Origin of the sequence: Cellulomonas fimi ATCC 484 (assembly GCF_000212695.1) — a bacterium.
GTDB lineage: Bacteria > Actinomycetota > Actinomycetes > Actinomycetales > Cellulomonadaceae > Cellulomonas > Cellulomonas fimi.
This window is the reverse complement of record NC_015514.1, coordinates 1,261,561-1,283,358: the sequence shown is the minus strand read 5'-3', so window position 1 is coordinate 1,283,358 and position 21,798 is coordinate 1,261,561. Positions and strand designations below refer to the sequence as shown.

General features: G+C 77.3%; 18 protein-coding genes. 9 read left to right on the top strand and 9 right to left on the bottom strand.

The window, feature by feature from the left end; all coding sequences use genetic code 11:
- Positions 1-47 precede the first annotated feature (47 nt).
- On the top strand, positions 48-1,445 hold the full coding sequence (locus tag CELF_RS05920; protein WP_013770338.1) for a zinc-dependent metalloprotease: 1,398 nt from the start codon (positions 48-50) through the stop codon (positions 1,443-1,445).
- A 104-nt stretch (positions 1,446-1,549) separates the two neighbouring features.
- Here the strand turns inward: CELF_RS05920 and CELF_RS05915 are convergent, their stop codons facing one another.
- Positions 1,550-2,176, bottom strand: coding sequence for a M48 metallopeptidase family protein (locus CELF_RS05915; RefSeq protein ID WP_013770337.1), 627 nt, complete (start codon positions 2,174-2,176; stop codon positions 1,550-1,552).
- A 192-nt stretch (positions 2,177-2,368) separates the two neighbouring features.
- Between CELF_RS05915 and CELF_RS20610 the strand changes: the two genes are divergently transcribed.
- On the top strand, positions 2,369-2,527 hold the full coding sequence (locus tag CELF_RS20610) for a DUF5679 domain-containing protein (protein ID WP_013770336.1): 159 nt from the start codon (positions 2,369-2,371) through the stop codon (positions 2,525-2,527).
- Between the two features lie 236 nt (positions 2,528-2,763).
- Positions 2,764-3,762, top strand: a complete 999-nt coding sequence (locus CELF_RS05910; RefSeq protein ID WP_013770335.1) for a ThiF family adenylyltransferase — start codon at positions 2,764-2,766, stop codon at positions 3,760-3,762.
- 42 nt (positions 3,763-3,804) lie between these two features.
- Here the strand turns inward: CELF_RS05910 and CELF_RS05905 are convergent, their stop codons facing one another.
- From CELF_RS05905 to CELF_RS05895, 3 genes are all read right to left on the bottom strand, one after another.
- Complete coding sequence (locus CELF_RS05905; RefSeq protein WP_013770334.1) at positions 3,805-4,155, bottom strand: WhiB family transcriptional regulator; 351 nt, start codon at positions 4,153-4,155, stop codon at positions 3,805-3,807.
- A 143-nt stretch (positions 4,156-4,298) separates the two neighbouring features.
- Positions 4,299-4,520 (bottom strand): hypothetical protein, encoded by a 222-nt coding sequence (locus CELF_RS05900; RefSeq protein WP_013770333.1) that lies wholly within the window; start codon positions 4,518-4,520, stop codon positions 4,299-4,301.
- Between the two features lie 144 nt (positions 4,521-4,664).
- A complete protein-coding gene (locus tag CELF_RS05895) occupies positions 4,665-6,725 on the bottom strand; it encodes an ATP-dependent helicase (protein ID WP_013770332.1) in 2,061 nt (686 codons plus the stop codon).
- A 194-nt stretch (positions 6,726-6,919) separates the two neighbouring features.
- Between CELF_RS05895 and CELF_RS05890 the strand changes: the two genes are divergently transcribed.
- Positions 6,920-7,183: a mycoredoxin gene (locus tag CELF_RS05890; RefSeq protein ID WP_013770331.1), complete on the top strand. Its 264-nt coding sequence runs from the start codon at positions 6,920-6,922 to the stop codon at positions 7,181-7,183.
- A gap of 63 nt (positions 7,184-7,246) precedes the next feature.
- Here CELF_RS05890 and nudC read toward each other — a convergent pair whose 3' ends face one another.
- On the bottom strand, positions 7,247-8,362 hold the full coding sequence (gene nudC, locus CELF_RS05885) for an NAD(+) diphosphatase (protein ID WP_013770330.1): 1,116 nt from the start codon (positions 8,360-8,362) through the stop codon (positions 7,247-7,249).
- A gap of 210 nt (positions 8,363-8,572) precedes the next feature.
- Here nudC and CELF_RS05880 point away from each other — a divergent pair, with 210 nt between their 5' ends.
- Positions 8,573-9,514, top strand: coding sequence for a phosphotransferase (locus tag CELF_RS05880; RefSeq protein WP_013770329.1), 942 nt, complete (start codon positions 8,573-8,575; stop codon positions 9,512-9,514).
- A 105-nt stretch (positions 9,515-9,619) separates the two neighbouring features.
- Positions 9,620-9,940: a hypothetical protein gene (locus CELF_RS05875; RefSeq protein WP_013770328.1), complete on the top strand. Its 321-nt coding sequence runs from the start codon at positions 9,620-9,622 to the stop codon at positions 9,938-9,940.
- A gap of 19 nt (positions 9,941-9,959) precedes the next feature.
- Here the strand turns inward: CELF_RS05875 and CELF_RS05870 are convergent, their stop codons facing one another.
- The 3 genes from CELF_RS05870 to CELF_RS05860 all read right to left on the bottom strand — a co-directional run bounded on the left by CELF_RS05870 (position 9,960) and on the right by CELF_RS05860 (position 17,609).
- The gene (locus tag CELF_RS05870) at positions 9,960-13,460 is read right to left on the bottom strand and encodes an ATP-dependent helicase (protein WP_013770327.1); all 3,501 of its coding nucleotides are present in this window, start codon (positions 13,458-13,460) and stop codon (positions 9,960-9,962) included.
- Positions 13,457-16,690, bottom strand: coding sequence for an ATP-dependent helicase (locus CELF_RS05865; RefSeq protein ID WP_013770326.1), 3,234 nt, complete (start codon positions 16,688-16,690; stop codon positions 13,457-13,459). The genes CELF_RS05870 and CELF_RS05865 overlap by 4 nt, the downstream gene beginning before the upstream one ends.
- 67 nt (positions 16,691-16,757) lie before the next feature.
- Entirely contained in the window at positions 16,758-17,609 is an 852-nt protein-coding gene (locus tag CELF_RS05860) for a DUF3152 domain-containing protein (RefSeq protein WP_013770325.1), read from the bottom strand.
- A gap of 173 nt (positions 17,610-17,782) precedes the next feature.
- Between CELF_RS05860 and CELF_RS05855 the strand changes: the two genes are divergently transcribed.
- Entirely contained in the window at positions 17,783-18,451 is a 669-nt protein-coding gene (locus CELF_RS05855; RefSeq protein WP_013770324.1) for a TetR/AcrR family transcriptional regulator, read from the top strand.
- A gap of 63 nt (positions 18,452-18,514) precedes the next feature.
- On the top strand, positions 18,515-18,739 hold the full coding sequence (locus CELF_RS05850) for a DUF3107 domain-containing protein (RefSeq protein WP_041553871.1): 225 nt from the start codon (positions 18,515-18,517) through the stop codon (positions 18,737-18,739).
- A 107-nt stretch (positions 18,740-18,846) separates the two neighbouring features.
- On the opposite strand, the gene CELF_RS05845 is transcribed toward CELF_RS05850, so the two are convergent.
- Positions 18,847-19,620, bottom strand: coding sequence for a ferritin-like fold-containing protein (locus CELF_RS05845; RefSeq protein WP_013770322.1), 774 nt, complete (start codon positions 19,618-19,620; stop codon positions 18,847-18,849).
- Positions 19,621-19,917: 297 nt separating this feature from the next.
- On the opposite strand from CELF_RS05845, the gene CELF_RS05840 reads away from it, so the two are divergent.
- Entirely contained in the window at positions 19,918-21,690 is a 1,773-nt protein-coding gene (locus CELF_RS05840) for a DEAD/DEAH box helicase (protein ID WP_013770321.1), read from the top strand.
- Positions 21,691-21,798: the final 108 nt, after the last annotated feature.

Genomic DNA, 21,798 nt, shown 5'->3' with positions numbered 1-21,798 from the left:
TGGTTACCGTGGTTCGCAGCCCGGCCCCATCGTCGCAGGAGGTCCCCGTGAGCCCCGACAACCCCGCCGTGCCCGGGCCCGACGGACCCGAGAACCCGGCCTGGGAGCAGATGCTGCGCGCCATGCTGGGCGACGGCGCCGACGAGGCGATCCGCGAGATGCGCGCCCGCGGCTTCGACCCGTCCGCGATGGCCGCCGCGTCCGGCCTGCCCACCGACCCCCGCATGCTCGAGCAGGCGGTCGCCCAGATCCGCCGCATGCTGGCGGCGTCCGGCGACGAGCCCGTGAACTGGCGGATGGCGCACGACCTGGCCCGCCAGCAGGCGTCGCTCGGCGGCGACCCCTCGCTGAGCCCCGCGCGCTCGCGCGAGGTCCTCGAGGCGCTGTCGGTCGCGGAGCTGTGGCTCGACGCGGTCACCGACCTGCCGCCGTCGACGGGCACGCCGCACGCGTGGAGCCGGGCGGAGTGGGTCGAGGCGACGCTCCCGACGTGGCGCACGCTCACCGAGCCGGTCGCCGGCTCGCTGTCGGCGGCCCTCGTCGACGCCCTCGGCTCGAGCCTGCCGGAGGACGCGGCCGACGCGCTCCCCGGCGGGCTGGACCCGTCGCTCCTGCTGCGCCAGCTCGGCTCGGCGGTGTTCGGGATGCAGGTCGGCCAGGGCGCCGGCACGCTCGCCCGCGAGGCGTTCGGGACGACCGACATCGGCCTGCCGCTGCTCGACAGCCCCGCCCCGGCGCTCGTGCCGGCCAACGTCGACGCGTTCGCCGAGGGCCTGGACGCGCCGCGCGAGGAGGTCCGCCTGTTCCTCGCGCTCCGTGAGGCCGCCGCGACGCGCCTGTTCACGCACGTGCCGTGGCTGCGGGCGCACCTGCTCGCGACCGTCGAGGCGTACGCGCGCGGCATCCGGATCGACGTCGACCAGCTCGAGGAGGCGGTCCGCTCGATCGACCCGACCGACGCCGCCGCGCTGCAGGCCGCGCTGTCCGGCGGCGTGTTCGCGCCGCACACCACGCCCGAGCAGAAGGCCGCGCTCGAGCGCCTCGAGACGGCGCTGGCCCTCGTCGAGGGCTGGGTCGACGAGGTGAGCGCGGCCGCCGCGATCGCGCACCTGCCGCACACGGTCGCACTGCGGGAGATGGTCCGCCGCCGTCGTGCCGCGGGCGGCCCCGCGGAGCAGACGTTCGCGAACCTCGTGGGCCTCGAGCTGCGCCCGCGCCGCCTGCGCGACGCCGCCGCGCTGTGGGCGCAGATCGCGCGCGACGCAGGCCCGGCCGGTCGCGACGCGGTGTGGGACCACCCCGACCTGCTCCCGACGACGCAGGACCTCGACGACCCGGCCGGGTACGGGCGCCGCCGCGCCGAGGCCGTCGACGAGACCGCCGAGGTCGACCGGGCGCTCGCGCAGATCCTCGGCGAGGACCCGCAGGAGCCGCCGGCGGGCTGACGGCCCCGCTCGGTCCCGTCCGACCCGATCGCACCGGCACCGTCGGCGCGGGACGTCCGGGCGCGGTCAGGGCGGCAGAGGCGCGGTCGGGGCCGGACCCTCGGTCAGGCGGGTTCGAGCTCGTCGAGGGCGACGACCGCGTCCGGCCCGTCCACGGCCGGGTCCTCGTCGTCGACCGCGCCACCCGAGGTCCCGCCGGGCGGGTCGTCGGCCGCGCCGTTGCGGTCCGCCGCGTACGCGACGCCCTCGAGGAACCCGCGGGCCCGCTGCGTGCGCGGGTACGACTCGAGCTCGGCCCAGAACTCGGGGCCGTGCCCCGCGTGCAGCAGGTGCGCGAGCTCGTGCAGCAGCACGTAGTCGACGACCCACCGCGGCATCCCGCGCATCCGGTCGGACAGGCGGATCGTCCCCTCGCTGGGCGTGCACGAGCCCCAGCGCCGGCCCTGGTTCGTCGACCACGCGACGCTCGTCGGCTGCGCCCGCCCGCCCAGGTACCGCGCCGAGAGGTCCGCGGCGCGCGCCGCGAGCTCCTCGTCGGACGGCCGACGACGCCGCTCCTGCGCGGCGAGCCGGGTCAGCATGCGCCGCACCCACTCGTGCTCCTGCGCACGCGTGAACCGTGCCGGGATCGCGACGATCGTCCGGTCCCCCTCGCGCCACGCGGTCACCGTGCGCGCGCGCCTGCGCGAACGGCGGACCTCGACCTGCGAGAGGTCGTACGTGGGTTGCACACCTGCACGCTAGCCCTCCGGACCCCCGCCGTCCCGCTCTTCACCCCCCGTCCTGCGGCGCGTCCCGCGTGATCACGGGCCCGCGAGGGGTCGCCGCCGCTACTGTGGACGACGCTCGGGCGCATCCGCACGGACCGCGGCCGGCCGCCGGCACCGTCCTCGGTCCGGTGCTCGACACCGAGGGAGGACCACATGGCCGACACCTACTCCGGCGAGTTCTACTGCGTGAAGTGCAAGGAGAAGCGCGAGGCGGAGGGCGAGGTCGTCGTCTCCGAGTCGGGCCGTCGCATGGCGAAGGCCACGTGCCCCGTGTGCGGCACCAAGCTCAACCGCATCCTCGGCAAGGCCTGACGCGCCGAGTCACGCAGCACCGCATCGGGGGCGCCGTCCGGACGGACGGCGCCCTTCGTGCGCCCACCACCGGTCGACGTCCGGACGGCGCGGGCGGCAGAGCCACGCTCCGCCGGACGCCGGATGCCGGACGCCGGGCCCCGGGGCGCCACGGCCCGCCTGCGCCGACCCTGTGGACGACGGGCCGCCTCCCGGCGCGCCCGGTGCCACAGTGACGCGAGCGTCGAGGAGGGGTCATGCGTCTGCGTCCGGGTCTGCAGGTCCTGCGCCGCGGCGCCGCGGAGGTGCAGGTCGGGACCGACCCGCGGTGGGCCGTGCGGCTCGTCGACCTCGACCCCGCGGACGCCCGGGCGCTGACCGGCCTCGACGCCGGCACCGACCTCGACGACCTCGACGACCGAGGAGCGTCGGCCGACGCCGCCGCCCGCCTCGCTCCCCGGCTGGCCGCCGCGGGCCTGACCACGACGGACGACGGTCGGACCGCGCCGGGACCGTCGTGCGCAGACGCCGCCGTGTGGTCCCTGCTCCTTCCGGACGGGAACGGCCGGGGACTCGTCGCCACGCGGTCCGCACGGTGCGTGGGTGTCGTGGGCCTCGGCCCCGTCGGGCTCGCCGTCGCGGTGACGCTCGCCGCGGCGGGCGTCGGGCACGTCCTCCTCGACGACGACCGCCCGGTCCGCGCCGGCGACGTCGGCCCCGCCGGCTACCGCTGGGGCGACGTGGGGTCCCGCCGGGCGGCGGTCGCGGCGCGGCTGCTGCGGGACACGGCCCCCCGGGTGGGTGTGGACGACGGGACCCCTCCCGACCTGCTGGTCGTGGCCGAGCACGGGGCGGCCGACCCGGCGCGGTCGGCGGTGCTCGTCGGGTCCGCGGTCCCGCACCTGTCGGTCGTCGTGCGGGAGGGCGACACGGTCGTCGGTCCCCTCGTGGTGCCGGGCAGCGGCCCGTGCCTGCGGTGCCTCGACCTGCACCGCACGGACCTCGACCCGGGCTGGCCGGTGCTCCTGGCGCAGCTCACCGCACCCGCCGACGACCGTCCCGAGGTCGGCGTCGTCGCCGCGGTCGCCGCCGGCGTGGCGTCCGCCGCGGCACTCGCGCACCTCGACGGCGTCGTCGCGCCGCGACCGGGCGTCACGTTCGAGGTCACGCTGCCGGACGCGGTCCCCCGGGAACGCACGTGGGCGGTGCACCCCGACTGCGGGTGCACCGCCCTGCCCGTCCCCTCGGGACGGTGATGCGCACGAGGCCCGCACCCCCTCCGGTGCGGGCCTCGTCCGTCAGGCTGCCGGGGCCGCGTTCTTCCGCGGGCGTCCGCGACCGCGCTTCATCGGGACGACGACGCCGCCGATGAAGACCTGGCCACCCCAGACGCCCCACGGCTCGGCCCGCTCGAGCGCGCCGGCGAGGCAGCCCTCGATGATCGGGCACTCGCGGCAGAGCGCCTTGGCCCGCTCGACGACGGCCGTCTGCTCGGCGAACCACAGCTCCGGGTCGTTCGTCCGGCACGGGATGAGGTCGGCGACGAGCGCGTCGAACTGGGTGTCGTCGGTGGTCGCGGTGCTGCCCGTGGGAGGCCAGGCGCCCGATCCGCCCTGGTTCACGGTGTCGAGCAGCGTCGTGAGCCGCACGATGTCCTCCTGATGTCCTCGCTGGTGAGCGTGTCGTTCTGTTGACGGACCAGACCGACGTACTCACCCCGAGTCATCGGGGAAATACGAAGGCCGCGGGTCCGGGTGAGGGACTCCGCGGCCTGGTTGACGACCCTGTGGGGTCAGACCTGTGGAGCCCTGAGGCGGATGTAGCGGTCGTTGCTCGGGCGCTTGTGCCACGTGGGAAGGGAATCCGCTCCGGTGGCCGGGAACCGCAGCCGTGCGGTCTCGACGAGCATTCCGGCGGCGGACACACCACGCCCCTGGAAGCCGGCGCCGGTGGGCGCGACGACGACACGGGACGCCTGTGCGGCGCACGACGTCACGATCAGAGTCGTGTTCATCTCGTTCCCACCTCCTTCCGGCGAGGGGCTCGCACCTCTCGGCGCAGCCCACGTTCAAGGACGAGGATCACAGTAGGCCCGGCCTGTGACGTCGGACAACCGAATAAACGACATCTTGTCGACGAATCTGTGACGGTCGCCCGATCAGCCCTGCGGCACCGCCGCGACCGCCCGCCGCACCACGTCGAGGACCTCGTCTCCCAGCGACGCGAGCGCCTGCGCACCGACCCCCGGGACGCGTCCCAGCTCCTCGCGCGTGCGCGGCTGCTGCGCCGCGACGTGCGCGATCGTCGCGGCCGTGAGCAGGCGCGCCGGGCTGACCCCGGTCGCGCGGGCTCGCTCGTCGCGCCAGGCGGTCAGGTCCGCCACGACGCGCCGCACCCGCGGGTCCGCGCCGTCGGGTCCGCCGTCCACCGGCCCACGGCCCGTCCCCGGGCGCGTCCCACGGCGGCCCGACGACCCGTCGGGCCACACGGGCGTGAGGAAGCGGGACATCGACCGGTTCGGGCGGCCGCCGGGCAGGCGGGACCGCGACCAGGACAGGTGCAGGTGCTCGCGCGCGCGGGTCACGCCGACGTACAGGAGGCGGCGCTCCTCGGCGACGGCCGCCGGGGTGTCCGCGAGCGACGTCGGCAGGAGCCCCTCGCTGAGCCCTGCGAGGAAGACGGCGTCCCACTCGAGGCCCTTGGCGGCGTGCAGCGACGCGAGCGTCACCCCCTCCACCGTCGGCGCGTGCTGCGCGGCGACGCGCTCGTCCAGCTCGGCGACGAGGTCCGCGACCGTCGCACGACGACCGTCCGTCGCGCTGCCCCCGTCCCGTCCCGGGCCGGCCGCGTCGAGCTCGTCGGCGAGGGTCACCAACGCCTGCATGGCGTCCCAACGCTCGCGTGCGGCCCCGCGGGCGGCGGGCGGCTCCTGGGCCCACCCGACGGTGCGCAGGATGTCGCGGACGGTCTCCGGCATCGGCACGTCCGGGTCCGCCGAGCGCGCCCCGCCGCGCAGCAGCACGAGCGCGTCCCGCACGTCACGCCGCGCGAAGAACCGCTCGCCGCCGCGCACCTGGTACGCGATGCCGGCCGTCGCGAGCGCCTCCTCGAAGGCCTCGGACTGCGCGTTCGTGCGGTACAGGACGGCGATCTCGCTCGGCCGGACACCGCCCCGGACCAGGCGTGCGACCGCGTGGGCGATGCCGACCGCCTCCGCCTCGTCGTCGTCGTAGGTCGTGAAGCGGACCTCGGGACCGTCGGGGCGCTGCGCGCGCAGCTCCAGCGGCGCGGGCCCGCCCGCGCGACGGGTGGCGTCGATGACCTGGTTGGCGAGCGAGACGACCTGCGGCGTCGAGCGGTAGTCGCGCACGAGGCGGACGACGGTCGCGCCCGGGTGGGCCGACGCGAAGGACGTCAGGTGGTACGGCGTCGCGCCCGCGAACGAGTAGATGGTCTGGCTCGGGTCGCCCACGACGCACAGCTCGTGGCGGCCGCCCAGCCACTGGTCGAGCAGGAACTGCTGGAGCGGGCTGACGTCCTGGTACTCGTCGACCACGAAGTAGCGGTACTGGTCGCGGACCTCGTCCGCCACGTCGCGGCGCTCGGCGAGCATCGCCGCGAGCAGCAGCAGCACGTCCTCGAAGTCGATGACGCCGCGCTCCGTCTTGACCTGCTCGTACGCCGTCATGAGGCGCGCGACGGCCTGCGGGTCCTGGCCGCCGGGCGCCGGGCGGCCGATCGCGGCGACCGCCTTCTCGTACTCGTCGGCCGTCACGAGCGAGACCTTCGCCCACTCGACCTCCGACGCGAGGTCCCGCACGCCGACCCGGTCCACCGACAGCCCCACCCGGCGGGCCGCCTCGGCGACCACCTGGGCCTTCTGCTCGACGATGCGCGGCGGTGCCCCGCCGACGACCTTCGGCCAGAAGAAGCCGAGCTGCCGCAGCGCCGCGGCGTGGAACGTGCGCGCCTGCACGCCGGACGCGCCCAGGCCCCGCAGCCGCGTGCGCATCTCCCCCGCCGCGCGCGCCGTGAACGTCACCGCGAGGACGTTGGCCGGCCGGTACACGCCGGTGCGGATGCCGTAGGCGATGCGGTGGGTGATCGCGCGCGTCTTGCCCGTGCCCGCACCGGCCAGCACGCACACGGGACCGCGCAGCGCGGTCGCGACGGCCCGCTGCTCGGGGTCGAGGGCGTCGAGGAGGGCGTCGGCGGACATCGTCGACCAGTGTCGCAGCCCGGGCCGACACCACCCGCGGCCCGTCCCCAGGTCGACCGTGCGTGTGGTCCACGCCACACCGCACGCGCGGAACGTCGTGCCGTGCGACCGTGTTGAGGCACCTGACGGGCGAGCCCCGTCGCACCCGCACCGGGGCGGCACCGACCGGCCCGACCGACGACCCGCGAGGACGCATGACCACCGAGACCTTGCCCCAGGCCGGCACCGTGACGATGTACTCCACGACGTGGTGCGGGTACTGCCACCGGCTGAAGAAGCAGCTGGACTCGGCCGGCATCGGGTACACCGAGGTCGACGTCGAGCAGGACCCCGACGCGGCGCAGTACGTGGAGTCGGTCAACGGCGGCAACCGCACCGTCCCGACCGTCGTGTTCCCCGACGGCGGCGCGCTCACCAACCCGTCGCTGGTGCAGGTCCGCGAGCGCCTCGGCGCCTGAGCCGCGACCGCGGCCGTCGCGCGCGCGATCACCCCGGCCCGGACGACGGGCCGAGGGCGGCGGTCACCAGGCCGTCGGCTCCCGCAGCGGCTCGCCCAGCCAGTCCTCGACGAGCGCCCGGGCGATCGACGCCGGCCCGGGCGGGACGACCTCGCCCGCCGCGACGGCCGCGCGCAGGTCGTCCCGGCTGAACCAGCGCGCGTCGAGAACCTCGACGCCGTCCGCCGTGACGGCGGTGGAGCGCGCCCGCGCGCGGAACGCCACCATGAGCGACGCCGGGAACGGCCACGGCTGGCTCCCCCGGTACTCCACGTCGCCGACGACGACGCCCGTCTCCTCGGCGACCTCGCGCCGGACCGCGTGCTCCAGGGACTCACCGGGCTCGACGAAGCCCGCGAGCGTCGACCAGCGGCCCGCGGGCCATGCCGCCGCGTGCGCCAGCAGGATCCGGTCCTGCTCGTCGAGGACCGCCATGATCACGGCCGGGTCGGTCCGCGGGTAGTGCTCGGAGCCGTCCGCGACGCAGCGGCGCACCCAGCCCGCCTGGACGGAGACCGTCACCGCTCCGCACCGCGGGCAGCGCGGGTGGCGCGCGTGCCAGGCGTCGAGCGCCACGGCCGCCGTCGCGAGCCCCGCGTCGCGCGCCGACAGCGCCGCACCGACGACCCGCAGCGGCGACCAGGCGGTCCCCGGCGGGAGGACGGCCGCGGGCGGCACCTCGTCGGCGGACGCCGGAGCGTGCACGAGCACGTCCGAGGCGGAGCCCGTCGGCGGCGCGGCCCGGCGCCCGAGCACGCGGCGCGCGAGGAAGGTCGTGCCCTCGTCGTCACGGCCCAGCAGCAGCCACGCGTCGTCGGCCGCGTCCGGCGCGTCGACGTCGGACGCACCGGCGTGGTCCGCGTGCCCGCCGACCTCGCGCCCGCCGAGCTCGCGCCCGCCGACCCCGTGCACCTCGGCGCCCGAGGACGCGTCGCCCGTCGCGACGGCACCCGCGAGCGCCTGCGCCTCGTCGACGGTGACGAGCGCGAGGGCACCGTCGACGGTCGTGACGACCGCGCCGTCGTCGACCAGCAGGACCCGGGTGGTGGACGTCGAGAGCGCGGCCTGCACGCCGTCACCGCGACGCTCGGCCGCCCTGTCCACCGAGGCACGGGACAGGGGCAGCTCGTCGACGATCACGCCGACACCGTACGCGGAGCGGGCGACGACGGCGGCACGGGCCGGGACGCGGACAGGCAGGAGACGTCCGCCGCCGCACGTCGGGTGCCCGGCGGGCCCCGCTCGCGGGCGCCGGCGCGGCGGGGACGAAACGCGCGCGACGGACGAAGGGGACCGACACGCCGCGGGACGACGACCCGCGCGGCGACGCACCGACCTACCCTGGTCGACGTGCCACGCTCCCCCCTCGCCCTCGCCGCCCTGGCGACGGTCGCCGTCCCGGGCCTGGACGCGTACGACGTCCGCCGTCCGCCGCAGCCCGGCACGGACTACGACGTCGCCGTCGTCATCGACGCCCAGCGCCGCCGGTGGGTGGTCCGCGCGCCGGGCAGCGCCGCCGCCGGTGCCGCGCTCGAGGCCGAGGTCGAGCTGCTGGGGGCGCTCGCGGAGCACGCCGAGGCCGGACGCCTGCCGTTCGCCGTCCCCCAGCCCGTCGGGTTCGCGCACCTGCCCGAGGGCGGGCGCGCCGCCGTGCACGCCGAGATCCCCGGCGCACCGCTGCGCGTCGAGACGCTCACACCCGGCCCGGGGCTCGCCGCGGACGTCGGGCGCGCGCTCGCCGCGCTGCACGAGCTGCCCACCGCGACCGTCGAGAACGCCGGGCTGCCGGTCTACGAGGCCACCGAGTACCGCCAGCGCCGCCAGGCGGAGGTCGACGAGGCGGCCCGCACCGGCAAGGTCCCGCCCGCGCTGCTGCGCCGGTGGGAGGGGCAGCTCGAGGACGTCGCGCTGTGGCGCTTCCGGCCGACGGTCGTGCACGGCGACCTGTCCGCCGACCGGGTCCTCGTCCACGAGGGCCGCGTCAGCGGGATCCTCGGCTGGGGCGACGCGGTCGTCGCCGACCCTGCCGACGACCTCGCGTGGCTGCTCGTCGCCGCCGCGCCCGAGGTGGCCGACTGCGTCTTGGAGGCGTACCTGCTGCGCCGCACCGAGCTCACGGACCCGCACCTGCAGCGACGCGCGTTCCTCGCGGGCGAGCTCGCCCTCGCCCGCTGGCTCCTGTACGGCGTGCGCAGCGGCGACGACGAGGTCGTCGAGGACGCCGTGGCGATGCTCGAGGACCTCGACGAGCACACCCAGGCCGTCGAGGCGGAGTCGGCCTCCTACGCCTGACCCACCCGCCGGCCCAGGTCCGCGGGACGCCCTGGCGCGTCGGGGGCCGCGTCCGGCAGGATCCCGCCGTCCGGCGGCCTCTGCCGGCCCGACGCGAGGAGACCCGTGCGACGCCAGCCCGCCCTCGCCGTGACGCACGTCGTCACGGTCGCCGTCACGGCCGGCTGCTCGGACCGGAGCCCGGACGGCTTCGCCGTCGTCAACGAGAGCGACACCGCCGTGAGCGTGAGCCTCGTGGGCGCCGCCGCCGTCGAGGTCGGCGCCGGGAGACGTGCGGTCGTCGAGACGGAGGACTGCCTGGGCACGGGGGTCGTCGTCGCGGCGGACGGGCCCCCGGCGGTCGAGATCGACGGTCCGGCGTGCGTGGCGTCGGTGCGGCACGTCCGCGCGGACCACACCGCCGACGTCTCGTCGATGCACGGCTGACGGGGTCGCGACCGGACGTCTACGGGCGGTCCGGCGGCGCCGGTGCACGCCGGGACTGCGACTCGGTCGCACGCCCGGGGACGGCCGGGTTGGCACCGCCGCGGTCCACGTTGGACGGCGCCGAGCGGGTGCGCCCGACGCCACGGGCCGGTCCGTCCCCCGGCGCCTGCGCGGACGCGGCCGTCGCGCGGCGCAGCAGGTCCGTGATCTCGGGCTCCGCGAGCAGCCGCTCCGGGTACACGGTCTCCCCCGTCCCCACGTAGCAGAACGCGGCGCGCACGAGATCCAGCGGGGTGCCCGTCCAGCGCGACCACGCGAGCCGGTAGACGGCGAGCTGCAGCTCGCGGGACGCGCGCGCCGCCGGGTCGGACGGCGGCGCGCCCGTCTTCCAGTCGACCACGACGACGGGCCGCACGGCCGCGCCGGCGCCCGCTCCGGCGGGCTGCGGCGCGGCCTCGCGCCCGGCCTCGTCGTCGGCGAACACGGCGTCGATCCGCGAGCGCAGCACGTAGCCGTCGACCGACGTCTCGACGTCCACCTCGATCGCCAGCGGGCTGCGGTCCGCCCACGGCGTGCGCAGGAAGGACGCGCGCAGGGCCGCCTCCTCCAGGTCGACCAGGTCCGAGTCGTCGTCGGCCCCCGGCAGCGCGTCGAGGTCGACGAGCGTCGCCGCCCCGTACCAGCCCTCGACCCAGGCGTGGAAGCGGGTGCCGCGCCGGGCCTGGGGGGACGGCTCGCGCGGGACCGGGCGGCGCAGGCCGCGCGCGAACTCCGCCGGGTCGGCGTGCAGGCGAACGAGCGACGACGCGGACAGGTGCGCGGGCAGCTCGACGCCGCGCTCCGGGCGCCGCACCCGCTCCTGCTCCGCGAGCAGCCGGTCCGCCAGGTCCTCCCACCGCGACCCGCCGGGCTGCCCGCTCGAGTCCGCGCCCGCCGCGAGGGCGTCGCGCACGAGCGTGGCCGCCGCCTCGACGGCGGGGCGCCGACCCGGGCCGCCGTCGACCGCGAACGGGTCGGCGGGCCACTGCGCGGTCAGCACGAGCTCGTCGCGCGGGTTGCCGACGCCTTGCTCGGGCCGCTCGACCCACGACCCGGACCCGACGACGCCCGCCTCGGCGAGCTCCTCGAGGAACGACGAGAGCTCACGCGGCCTGGCCGAGTCGCCCCACCACGCCGCGGTGAGCAGCAGGTCGCTGCGCGCGCGCGTGAGCGCGACGTAGGCGAGGCGACGCTCCTCGGCCACCTGGTGCAGGCCCGCGTCGAGGAGGAACTGCTTGCGCCGCTCGTCGAGGTCCTTGTGGTCCGCCGCGCCGGCGTACGCTAGGACGGGCAGGTCGTGACGGTCACCGCGCAGCGGGTACGGCAGCGTGCCGAGCCCGGTGAGCCACGCCGAGTCCTTCGGGCCGTCCTGCCCGCGCGTGCGCGTCGCGGGCAGGATGCCGTCCACGAGCCCGGCCACCGCGACGACGTCCCACTCGAGCCCCTTGGCGGCATGGATCGTGATGACCTGCACCGCGTCCGGGTCGGGCTCGGCGACGGGCATGTCGAGGCCGCTCTCGCGCACCTCCGCCGCGTCGAGCCACGTGAGGAAGCCGCCGAGGGTCGGGTGGTCCGCGGTGCGCGCGAACTCGACCGCGACGTCGCGGAACGCGTCGAGGTTGGCCCGCGCCCGGCCGGGGGTCGTGCCCGCGCGGGCCGCGACCTCGATGTCGAGTCCCAGCAGGCGCTCGGCCTCGGCGACCAGCTCGGGGACGGCGAGGTAGGTGTGCGACCGCAGGGCCGTCAGCAGCCGGGCGAGCTCGGCCAGGCGGGCGCGGCCCGCGTCGCTGAGCTCGCGGCCGTTCCGGCTGCGCCACCCGGAGCGGGGCAGGTCGTCGAGCGCGTCGACGATGCTGCGCTCGTCGACCACGTCCGCCTGCACACCCGTGTCCCTCCCCGCGCGGCGACCGGCACGCCCCGCGAGCTCGTCGGCCCAGGCCCCGAGCGCGTGCAGGTCGGCCGCGCCCAGGCGCGTGCGGCCCCCGGTGAGCAGCCGCATGAGGGCGTCCCCGCGCGACGGGTCGTGCGCGGCCTGCAGGGCGGCGACCAGGTCGACGACCTCGGGCGTCGCCAGCAGCCCGCCGAGCCCGACGACCTCGACGGGGAGCCCGGCGGCGCGCAGCGCGCGCTGGACCGCCGGGAACTGCGAACGCTTGCGGCACAGCACGGCCGCGGTCACGCGCTCCGTCCCGGGCGACGCGGGACGCCACCGCGCAGCCACGAACTCCGCGACCGCGCGCGCCTCGTCCTCGACCGTGTCCGCGACGTGCGCGTGCACGCGTCCGTCACCCGCCCCGGGCCGGGCCGCGAGCACCGGCACCTCGACGCGCGCGGCGGCGGCGCGCAACGGCCCGGCGACGACGTTCGCGGCGTCGAGGATGCGACGGTCGTTGCGCCACGACGTCGACAGCACGTGCACGTCGGCGGGCCGGCGGCGGCCGTCCGCGTCGACCGCCGGGAACGACGTCGGGAAGCTCTCGAGGCCGCCCGCGCTCGCGCCGCGCCAGCCGTAGATCGACTGGTGCGGGTCGCCGACGGCCGTGACGGGGTGCCCGTCGCCGAACAGCGCGCCGAGCAGGGTCAGCTGCGCGTAGGACGTGTCCTGGTACTCGTCGAGCAGCACGACCCGGAACCGGTCGCGCTCACCGGCCGCGACCTCCGGCACGTCGCGGGCCAGCCGGGCCGCCAGCGCGACCTGGTCCCCGAAGTCGATCGCGTCCGCCGCGCGCTTGCGCTCGCGGTACTCGGCGACGAGGTCGAGCACGCGCGAGCGCTCGCCGAGCAGCCGCACGAGCGCCTGCACGTCACGGTACGGCTCCCGGCGCCGGCCCGGTCCGTCGGGCGTCGCCGCGATGGCCTCGACGATCTCGGCGATCCCGCTCTGCGCCTGCGCGGGCGTCAGCAGGTGCTCGTCGAGCGCGCCGCACAGCGACAGCACGGCGTCGACGACGGTCGAGACGGCCGCGTCGGTGTCGACGTCGCCCGTCCACGCCTCGACGACCTCGTGCGCGAGCTGCCACTGCGCCGCCTCGCCGAGCAGGCGCGCGGACGGGTCGAGGCCGAGCCGCAGCGCGTGGTCGGTGACGAGCGACGACGCGTACGCGTTGTACGTCGCGACCGTCGGCCGGGCGAGGCTGCCGAGCACGTCGCCCGTGGTCCCGGCGAGCGCGGCACCGCCGGGCAGCTCGACGCCCTCCTGCGCCGCCGCCCGGGCGAGCCGGCGAAGCCGCCGCCGCACGCGCTCGGCGAGCTCCGCCGCGGCCTTGCGGGTGAAGGTCAGCCCCAGCACCTGCTCGGGCGCGACCAGCCCGTTCGCGAGCAGCCAGACCACGCGCGCCGCCATCGTCTCGGTCTTGCCGGATCCCGCACCGGCGACGACGAGCGCCGGGGACAACGGCGCCTCGACGACGCGCTCCTGCTCGGGGGTCGGCGGCGGCTGGCCGACGAGCGCGGCGATGCGGGCGGCGGGCAGCAGGCTCATGCGACCACCTGGCTGCCCTCGGTGCGTGCCGGGCAGGACCGTCGCACGGGGCACCGGTCGCACAGGTCGTTGGTCGTGGCGGCGAACGTCGAGGCGGCCATCCGGTCCGCGACCTCGTCGACGAGCGTGCGGGCCCAGCTGGGGCCGTCGTCCTCGCCGCCGAGCGCGGGCTGCGGCCGCTCGGTCGCGTTCGAACCGGCCCCGACGTACACGAGCACCGCACCGGTGCTGCGCGCGTCGGCGGGGAGCTCCGCGAAGGCGCCCCCGTCGACCGCGAGCTGGTAGGCCCCGAGCTGCGGGTTCACCTCCGCCTTCGCCTTGCTCGGCACCGTGCTGCCGGTCTTGAGGTCGACGACGCGCACCGGCGTGCCGGCGTCGTCGGGGGCGGCGGGGTCCCGCTCGACGCGGTCCACGGTCCCCCGCACGACGGCCCGGTCGGTGCGCAGCGTGAACCCGCCCTCGACGAGCAGCGGCGCACCCGCGCCCTGCAGGTAGCCCGCGAGGCGGTCGATCATCGCGTCGGCGCGTCGTCGGGTGGCACGGGCCGGCCAGCCGTCGCCGAGCCCGAGCTCGCTCCAGCGCCGGTCGAGCTCGGCCGCGAGCTCCGTGCGCGTACCCGTGGGCAGCTCCTGCGCGATCGCGTGCACCAGCGTCCCGAGCGTCTGCCCGCTCGAGTCGGCGGCGGTGCCGCCCGCGGCCTCGAGCGCCCAGCGCAGGGCGCACCGCTGCGCGGTCTCGAGGCGGGACGGGGACACGGGGACACGCTCGTCGTCCGCCCACAGCGGGGAGTCGGTGGTCGGGTCCGCCAGGCCGTGCCACTCCGCCGGGTCCGCGCCGGGCACGCCCTCCCGCGCGAGCCGCGCGAGCGTGCGCACGACCGCAGGGTCCGGGCGGGCGCCCGACGCCACGGCGTGCTCGAGGGTGCCGCGCAGCTCCGCGACGAGGCCGCGCAGGTCGGCCGCGGCGGGGGCGGTGGTGCGGCGGTGGTCCGTCTCGTCGTCGGCCGGCTCGACCAGGTCGAGGAACGGCGACGGCTGCTGGTCGGCGTCCGCGACGGCCGTCACGACGAGCCGGTGGCGGGCGCGGGAGCACGCGACCGCGAACGACCGCAGCTCGTCGGCCAGCACCGCCGCACGAGCCTGCGCGGCACGCGCACCCGGGTCGGTGCCGTCGACGGCGCGGTCCGCGACCACGTCGACGAGGGCCTGCGAGCCGAGCAGCGAGTCCCGCAGCCGCAGGTCGGGCCAGACGCCGTCCTGCACGCCCGCGACGACGACGACGTCCCACTCCTGCCCGGCCGCGCCCGCCGGGGTCAGCACGGGGACGGCCAGGCGCCGCGCGGCCGCCGCGAGCGAGTCCGACGGCAGGTCCTGGGCGGCGAGCCAGTCGGCGAACGCGCCCGCGGTGGCGCGCGGCATCCGGTCGACGAACGTCTCGGCCGCCCGGAACAGCGCGAGCACCGCGTCGAGGTCCCGGTCGGCCCGCTCCCCCGCGACGCCGCCCACGAGCGCCGCGCGCCGCCACGGCTCCGCGAGCCCCGACGCGTGCCACAGCGACCACAGCACCGTCTGGGCGTCGGCCCCCGGACGCTCCGCCGCGCGCCGTCCGGCGGCGAGGACCTCCGCGAGCCGGGCGACGGGGCGGGCCACCGACGCGGGCAGGGACGCGACCCGCCCCACGTCCTCGAGCGCCTCGACCAGCAGGACGTCGCTCGTGCGCCCCCCACCGGCCGCGAGCTCCTCGGCCCGCAGCGCGCGCCGCACCCGGCGCAGCCCGACCGCGTCGAGCCCGCCGAGCGGGGAGCACACGAGCCGCGCCGCGGCCGCCGGGTCGAGGGGGGCGTCGCCGACCACCACGCGCACCGCCTCGAGGAGCGGCCGCACCGCGGGCTCCTCGCGCAGCGGGACGTCGCTGCCCACGACCGTCACCGGGACCGACGCGCCGGCCAGCGCGCGCCGCAGCGCCGTCACCTGCCCGCCCGAGCGCGCGACGACGGCCATCCGGTCCCACCCGACACCGTGCTCGAGGTGCGCGGTGCGCAGCGTGTGCGCCACGAACGCCGCCTCCTGCGCCGCGCTCGGGAGCACGGCGGCCTGCACCTGCGGCGGCGCGGCGGGGTCCGGCCGGAGCGCCGAGGCGGCGCGCCGGTGCTGCACCGCGCCGACCGACCCGATGCGCTCCGTGACCCGCGCGGTCACCTCGCGCACCGCGGGCCCGTGCCGCCAGACGGTCCCGAGCACGAGCGTCGCGGCACCCAGCTCGCCGTCGCCGTCGCCCGCGACGGGTGCGCGCCCGACGAGCGCGGGTGACGCGCCGCGGAACGTCTGCACCGCGGTGTCGGGGTCGGCGAGCAGGAGCAGCCGCGCGCCGTCGGCCGTGAGCACGCGCAGCAGCCGGGCCGTCGCGGACGTGCTCTCCTGGTGGTCGTCGACGACGACGAGCCGCCAGCGCGGGCGCGGCACGTCACCGACCTCGTCCTCCCAGGCCACGAGGGCCTGCGCGGCCTCCTCGACGACCACGGCGGGGTCGAGGCGGGCGCCCAGGTCGGGCGTCGCGGACCGCAGCACGAGCACGTCGAGGTACTCCTCGTACACGCGCGCCGCGGTCTCCCACTCGGGCCGCTCGTGACGCCGCCCGAGGTCGGCGAGGTCGGCCGGCGTGAGACCCCGCTCCGCCGCGCGCATGAGCAGGTCCCGCAGCTCGTCGCGGAAGGCCCGCATGGTCGGGACGTCGGCCGGCACGTGCGGGGGCCAGCGCAGGGGGACGCCCTCGCCCGCCGCGTGCCCCGCGAGCAGCTCGGCGAGCAGCAGGTCCTGGTCGGCGCCGCCGACGAGCGTGGGCGGCACGTCGCCGAGGAGCGCGGCACGGGACCGCAGCACGCTGAACGCGACCGCGGGGGCGGTCTGCACGAGCGGGCGGCCCGACGTGGTGCGCAGCCGGGCCGCGAGCCGGTCGCGCAGGTCGGCGGCAGCCCGGCGCCCGGCCGACACGACGAGCACGTCCTGCGGGGACAGCCCCGCGTCGACCGCGGCGACGACCGTCTCGAGCGCGACGGTCGTCTTGCCCGTCCCGGGCGCGCCGAGGACCAGGAGCGCGGGGTCCGGCCCGTGCACCGCGCGGTCGACCGCCGCCGCCTGCGCGTCGTCGAGCACCACCCGGCTGCCCGGCCCCGACGACGGCCCGTCGGCGAGGGCGGGGCGCACGAGGCGCAGCGCGGGGGTCGTCGTCACGGCGCCGATCCCATCACGGACCGCCGACAACCACCGCCACCCCGAGGTCCCCCCGCGTGGCCGCCCGCTACGGCGCGGGGAACGGCCAGGGGTTGGGGACGCACGGCGCCGCGCGGTACGACTGCTGCTGCATGAGCGGCGCGAGCGCCCCGGGCGCGGGGCACGTCTCGTGGCCGTGGCCCAGCAGGTGCCCCACCTCGTGGTTCACGAGGTACTGGCGGTAGGCGGCCTTGTCCGCGGCGTACTCGTCGGTCGCGAGCACCCATCGGCGGAAGTTGAGGACGGCGTTGCCGCTGCGGCCGCAGGACACCTGCCCCTCGGTCTCCAGCGGGTAGCAGAGGTCGTCGACGGTCTCCGGCGACGCGAGCAGCACACGGAGCTCGGCGTCGCCGTCGGTGCGCGCGAAGGACACCGAGCCGTCAGCGCCCCAGCCGCGCGGGTCGTTGAGGGTCGCCATGACGGTCGCGGCGAACCTCGCCCCGTCGACGGGGAGCCCGTCCTCGACCTCGACGCGGATCGTGCGCACCCGGCCGGTCCCGGGACCCGGGTCGGATCCCGGGACGACGGTGAACGTCTGCCGGGCGCGCTCCGGGACGTCGGCGGCGAGCAGCCCCGACTCGACGTCGACCATCGTCAGGCCGGGTGGCAGCGCGAGCACCGGGGGGTCGGCGGAGAGCAGCGTCTCGTGCGCGACGACCGGCTCCTCGACCGGCGCACGCAGGCTGCCGCGGCTCGCGGTCTCGTCGCCGTCGGCGGCGCGGTCGTCGGCGGCCGACGCGTCCGGTGCCGTCGTGCTGCGCACCGCCGCGAGGCGCGCGACCTGCGCGGACCGTCCCAGGACGTCGCGGACCGCCTCCGTGGCGGCACCCGCCGGCAGCGTCACGACCGCCGTCCCCGCTCCGACGAGCAGGCCGCCCACGGCGACCACCGCGCCGACGACGGCCCGGCGTCCCCGCCCAGGACCGCGCCCGGCGGCGCCTCCGCGGCCGACCGGCGCCACAGACGCCCCGGCTGCGTCCGTACGGGGCATCTCGGGCGGGGTCACCCGGACATCGTCGCATCCCGGACACGTGCCGTGGCTACCATGCCGGGATGACGGACGGGACGGACGGCTCGCGTGCCCGGCCGCGCGGCCCCCGCATGGCCCGGGACGCACGGCGCGCGCAGGTGCTGCGCATCGCGCAGGGCCTGTTCTCGTCCGAGGGCTTCCACCACGTCTCGATGGACGACATCGCGGACCGCGCCGAGGTCAGCAAGCCCGTCCTCTACCGGCACTTCCCGTCGAAGCTCGACCTGTACCTCGCGGTCGTCGACCAGTGCGGCGCGGACCTGCTCGCCGCCGTCGAGGACGCGGTAGCCCCCCTCGAGGCGGGCCCGGTGCACCGCGGCGCGGGGCGCGACGTGATCGCCGCGATCGTGCGCGCGTACATCGACTTCGTCGACGTGGCGGGCGAGTCCTCGACGCTCCTGTTCGAGTCGGACGTCACGCACGACGCCGACGTGCGGGCGCGGGTGGAGCACGCGTCGTCCGAGGCGGCGCGCCGGATCGCCGCGGTGCTGTCCCGGGTGACCGCGCTCGCGGACGACGCGGCGGCCACGCTCGCCGTCTCGCTCATCGCGATGGCCCAGGGCGCAGCGACGCACCGGCTGCGCACGACGCCGGTCGCGGACGCGGCGCGCACGGCCGAGCTCGTGACGCAGCTCGCGTGGGGCGGGGTCGCGGGCCTCGTCCGCCCCGACTTCGTGTACGAGGACGCCTAGGATCGTCGAGGCGGGCCCCCGGACCCGCGAGCGGACGACCTGGAGGACGAGGAACAGATGGCCGTGGAGATCACGATCGGCGTGCAGAACCTGCCGCGGGAGATCGTCCTGGAGACCGACCGCACGGCCGACGAGGTCGCCGCGACGGTGGCGGCCGCGCTCGACGGCGGTGCCGTGCTCGAGCTGACCGACACGCGTGGCCGCCGGGTCATCGTGCCGACGGCGACGCTCGGCTACGTGGAGATCGGCTCCGAGACGAAGGCGCGCGTCGGCTTCGGCAGCATCTGACGCCGGGGCCCGCAGGCCACGCACGACGAGGCCCCGCCGACCGTCCGGTCGGCGGGGCCTCGCGTCGTCCTGGCGGGCCGTCCTGGCGGGCCGTCCCGGCCCGCGCGTCAGGCCGTCAGGCCCAGCCGGGACATGCGACGCGTGTGCTGCGCCGTGAGCTCGCCGAACAGCTTCGTCGGCGGGTTCGCCGGCGACGGGCGCCCCTCGGCCTGCTGCTCGGCGGGCGCGACGGGCTCCTCGCGCTGCTCGACGAGCCGCACGAGGCCGGGCCGCTGCACGAGCAGCCGCTGCACGACGCCGAGCGCCTCGCCGACGAGCCGCCGCCCCCACAGCGCGAGCCGCGCGGACAGCACGCCGTCGTCCGAGCCGGCCGCGTCGAGCTCGGCGACCGCGAGCTCCGCGTGCGCGGCGTCGTCGAGCACCGCCAGCACCACGCGTCGGGACTCCTCGTCGAGACCCTCCGCGGCGAGGCGGCAGAAGTCGTCCGCGACGCCGTAGCCGACGTACGCCTTGAGCAGCCGCTCCCACCACGTGCTGGGCTGCGTGCGCGCGTCGAAGTCGTCGAGCACGTGGTCGAACTGGCCGATCGCCGCGACGGGGTCCGCACCGAGCTCGGTGAGGCGGGCCAGCACGGTGTCGCGCCGTGCGACCGCCGCCGCGGCGAACCGCGTGAGCTGCAGGCGCTGGTCGGTGGACGGGGCGACGGCGGCGTCGGCGGCGAGCCGCGCGAACGCGACCTGCTCGAGCTGCGCGACGAGCCCCAGGAGCTCCACGGTGTCCGCGTGCCGCACCCGGTCGGGACCGTCCGTCACGGCGGCCGCCGGCCCGGCCGGCGCCCCGGTCGCGTCGTCGGGACCGGCCGGGCGTGCGTGCGTGGTCATCCGTGGATCGTATGCCCACGCCCGGCACGCCGCGGCCGGTCGGGCCCCCGCCGAGGGCCCGTCCGATACGCTGTGCGGGTACATCGGTTGCCCGGTCGTCTCGGAGGGGACGCCGTCCCCGGTCCCAGGACCGGCTCGCGCAGCGCCGGACGTCGAGTCCGCACGCGGCTCGCGAGCGACTTTCACGATCGGCTGCCGGCCAACCCGCGTGGTGACCGCTGTCGCCCGGGAGGGTGCGACCGCCGGTCGCCGCCCGGACAGCGCGCGGCCCACCACCCTTCGCAGTGAGAAGCGACCGTGACCACGACCGACCACAGCACCGTCACCCCCGACGACGCGACCACCGGGACCGCGGAGACCGCCGCCAGCGCGCTCGCCGCCCCCCTGACCCGTCCGCTGCGCAGCACCGCCTCGTCGGTGCAGGCCGTGGACGCCTCCTTCGCGGACTTCGACGTCCGCCCCGAGATCGTCCAGGCGCTCGCCGACGCGGGCATCTCGCACCCGTTCCCCATCCAGGCGATGACCCTGCCGGTCGCGCTGTCGCGGCACGACATCATCGGCCAGGCCAAGACGGGAACCGGCAAGACGCTCGGCTTCGGCGTCCCGCTGCTCAACGCGGTCGTGGCCCCGGGCGAGGACGGCTACGACGCGCTGCCCGCGCCGGGCAAGCCGCAGGCGCTCGTCGTGGTGCCGACCCGTGAGCTGGCCGTCCAGGTGGCGGGCGACCTCGCGACGGCGTCGGCTCGGCGCTCGGTCCGCGTCGTGCAGGTGTACGGCGGGCGGGCGTACGAGCCGCAGATCGACGCGCTCAACAAGGGCGTCGATGTGGTCGTCGGCACGCCGGGCCGCATGATCGACCTGCTCAAGCAGCGCCACCTCGACCTCACCCGCGTGCGGACCGTCGTGCTCGACGAGGCCGACGAGATGCTCGACCTGGGCTTCCTGCCCGACGTCGAGACGCTGCTCGCCGCGACCCCCGCGTCGCGTCACACGATGCTGTTCTCGGCCACGATGCCGGGCGCGGTCGTCGCCATGGCGCGCCGCTACATGACGCAGCCCACGCACATCCGCGCGGCCGACCCGGACGACGACGGCAGCCAGACCGTCAAGAACATCAAGCAGGTCGTCTACCGCGCGCACGCGCTGGACAAGGTCGAGCTGCTGGCCCGCATGCTGCAGGCGAACGGCCGCGGCCTGACGATCGTGTTCGCGCGCACCAAGCGCACGGCCGCGAAGGTCGCCGACGAGCTCGTTGAGCGCGGGTTCGCCGCGGGCGCCCTGCACGGCGACCTCGGCCAGGGGGCGCGCGAGCAGGCGCTGCGCGCGTTCCGGCACGGCAAGGTCGACGTGCTCGTCGCGACCGACGTCGCGGCGCGCGGCATCGACGTCGAGGACGTCACGCACGTCGTCAACTACCAGTGCCCCGAGGACGAGAAGACGTACCTGCACCGCACGGGCCGCACCGGCCGCGCGGGCAACAAGGGCACGGCCGTGACGTTCGTCGACTGGGACGACATGCCGCGCTGGTCGCTCATCGACAAGGCGCTCGGACTCGGCATCCCCGAGCCGGTCGAGACGTACTCGAGCTCGCCGCACGTGTACACCGACCTCGACATCCCCGAGGGCGTCAAGGGTCGGCTGCCCAAGGCGCAGCAGACGCGTGCCGGCCTCGCCGCGGAGGCGATCGAGGACCTCGGCGAGACGGGCAAGCGCGGCGGCGGTCCCCGTGCCGGCGGTGCCGGTCGCGGCGAGCGTCGGGACGGCGAGCGTCGGGACGGCGAGCGTCGGGACGGCGAGCGTCGGGACGGCGAGGGACGCGGTGGCGAGGGACGCGACGGCGGTCGCGGTCGCCGCCGCGGCGGCCGCGGCGGTTCGGGCGCTCCGAGCACCTCGGACGCCCCGGCCGGCGACGCCGCGCCGAGCGCCGAGGGCGCCCCGTCCGACGCGCCGCGCGCCGAGGGCGCCGAGGGTGCGCCCGCGGGCGAGGGCCGTCGCCGGTCCCGCAACCGCCGGCGCACGCGCGGCGGCCGTCCCGCCGAGGGTGGCGCCGCCGCCCCTGCGGAGGCCTGACCGGCGCACCTGCCGGCGCGAACGACACGCGAGGGGCGCCCGTCCGACCGGACGGGCGCCCCTCGTCGTCTCCCCGCCGGGCGGTGGCGGGCGGTGCCGGGCGGCGGT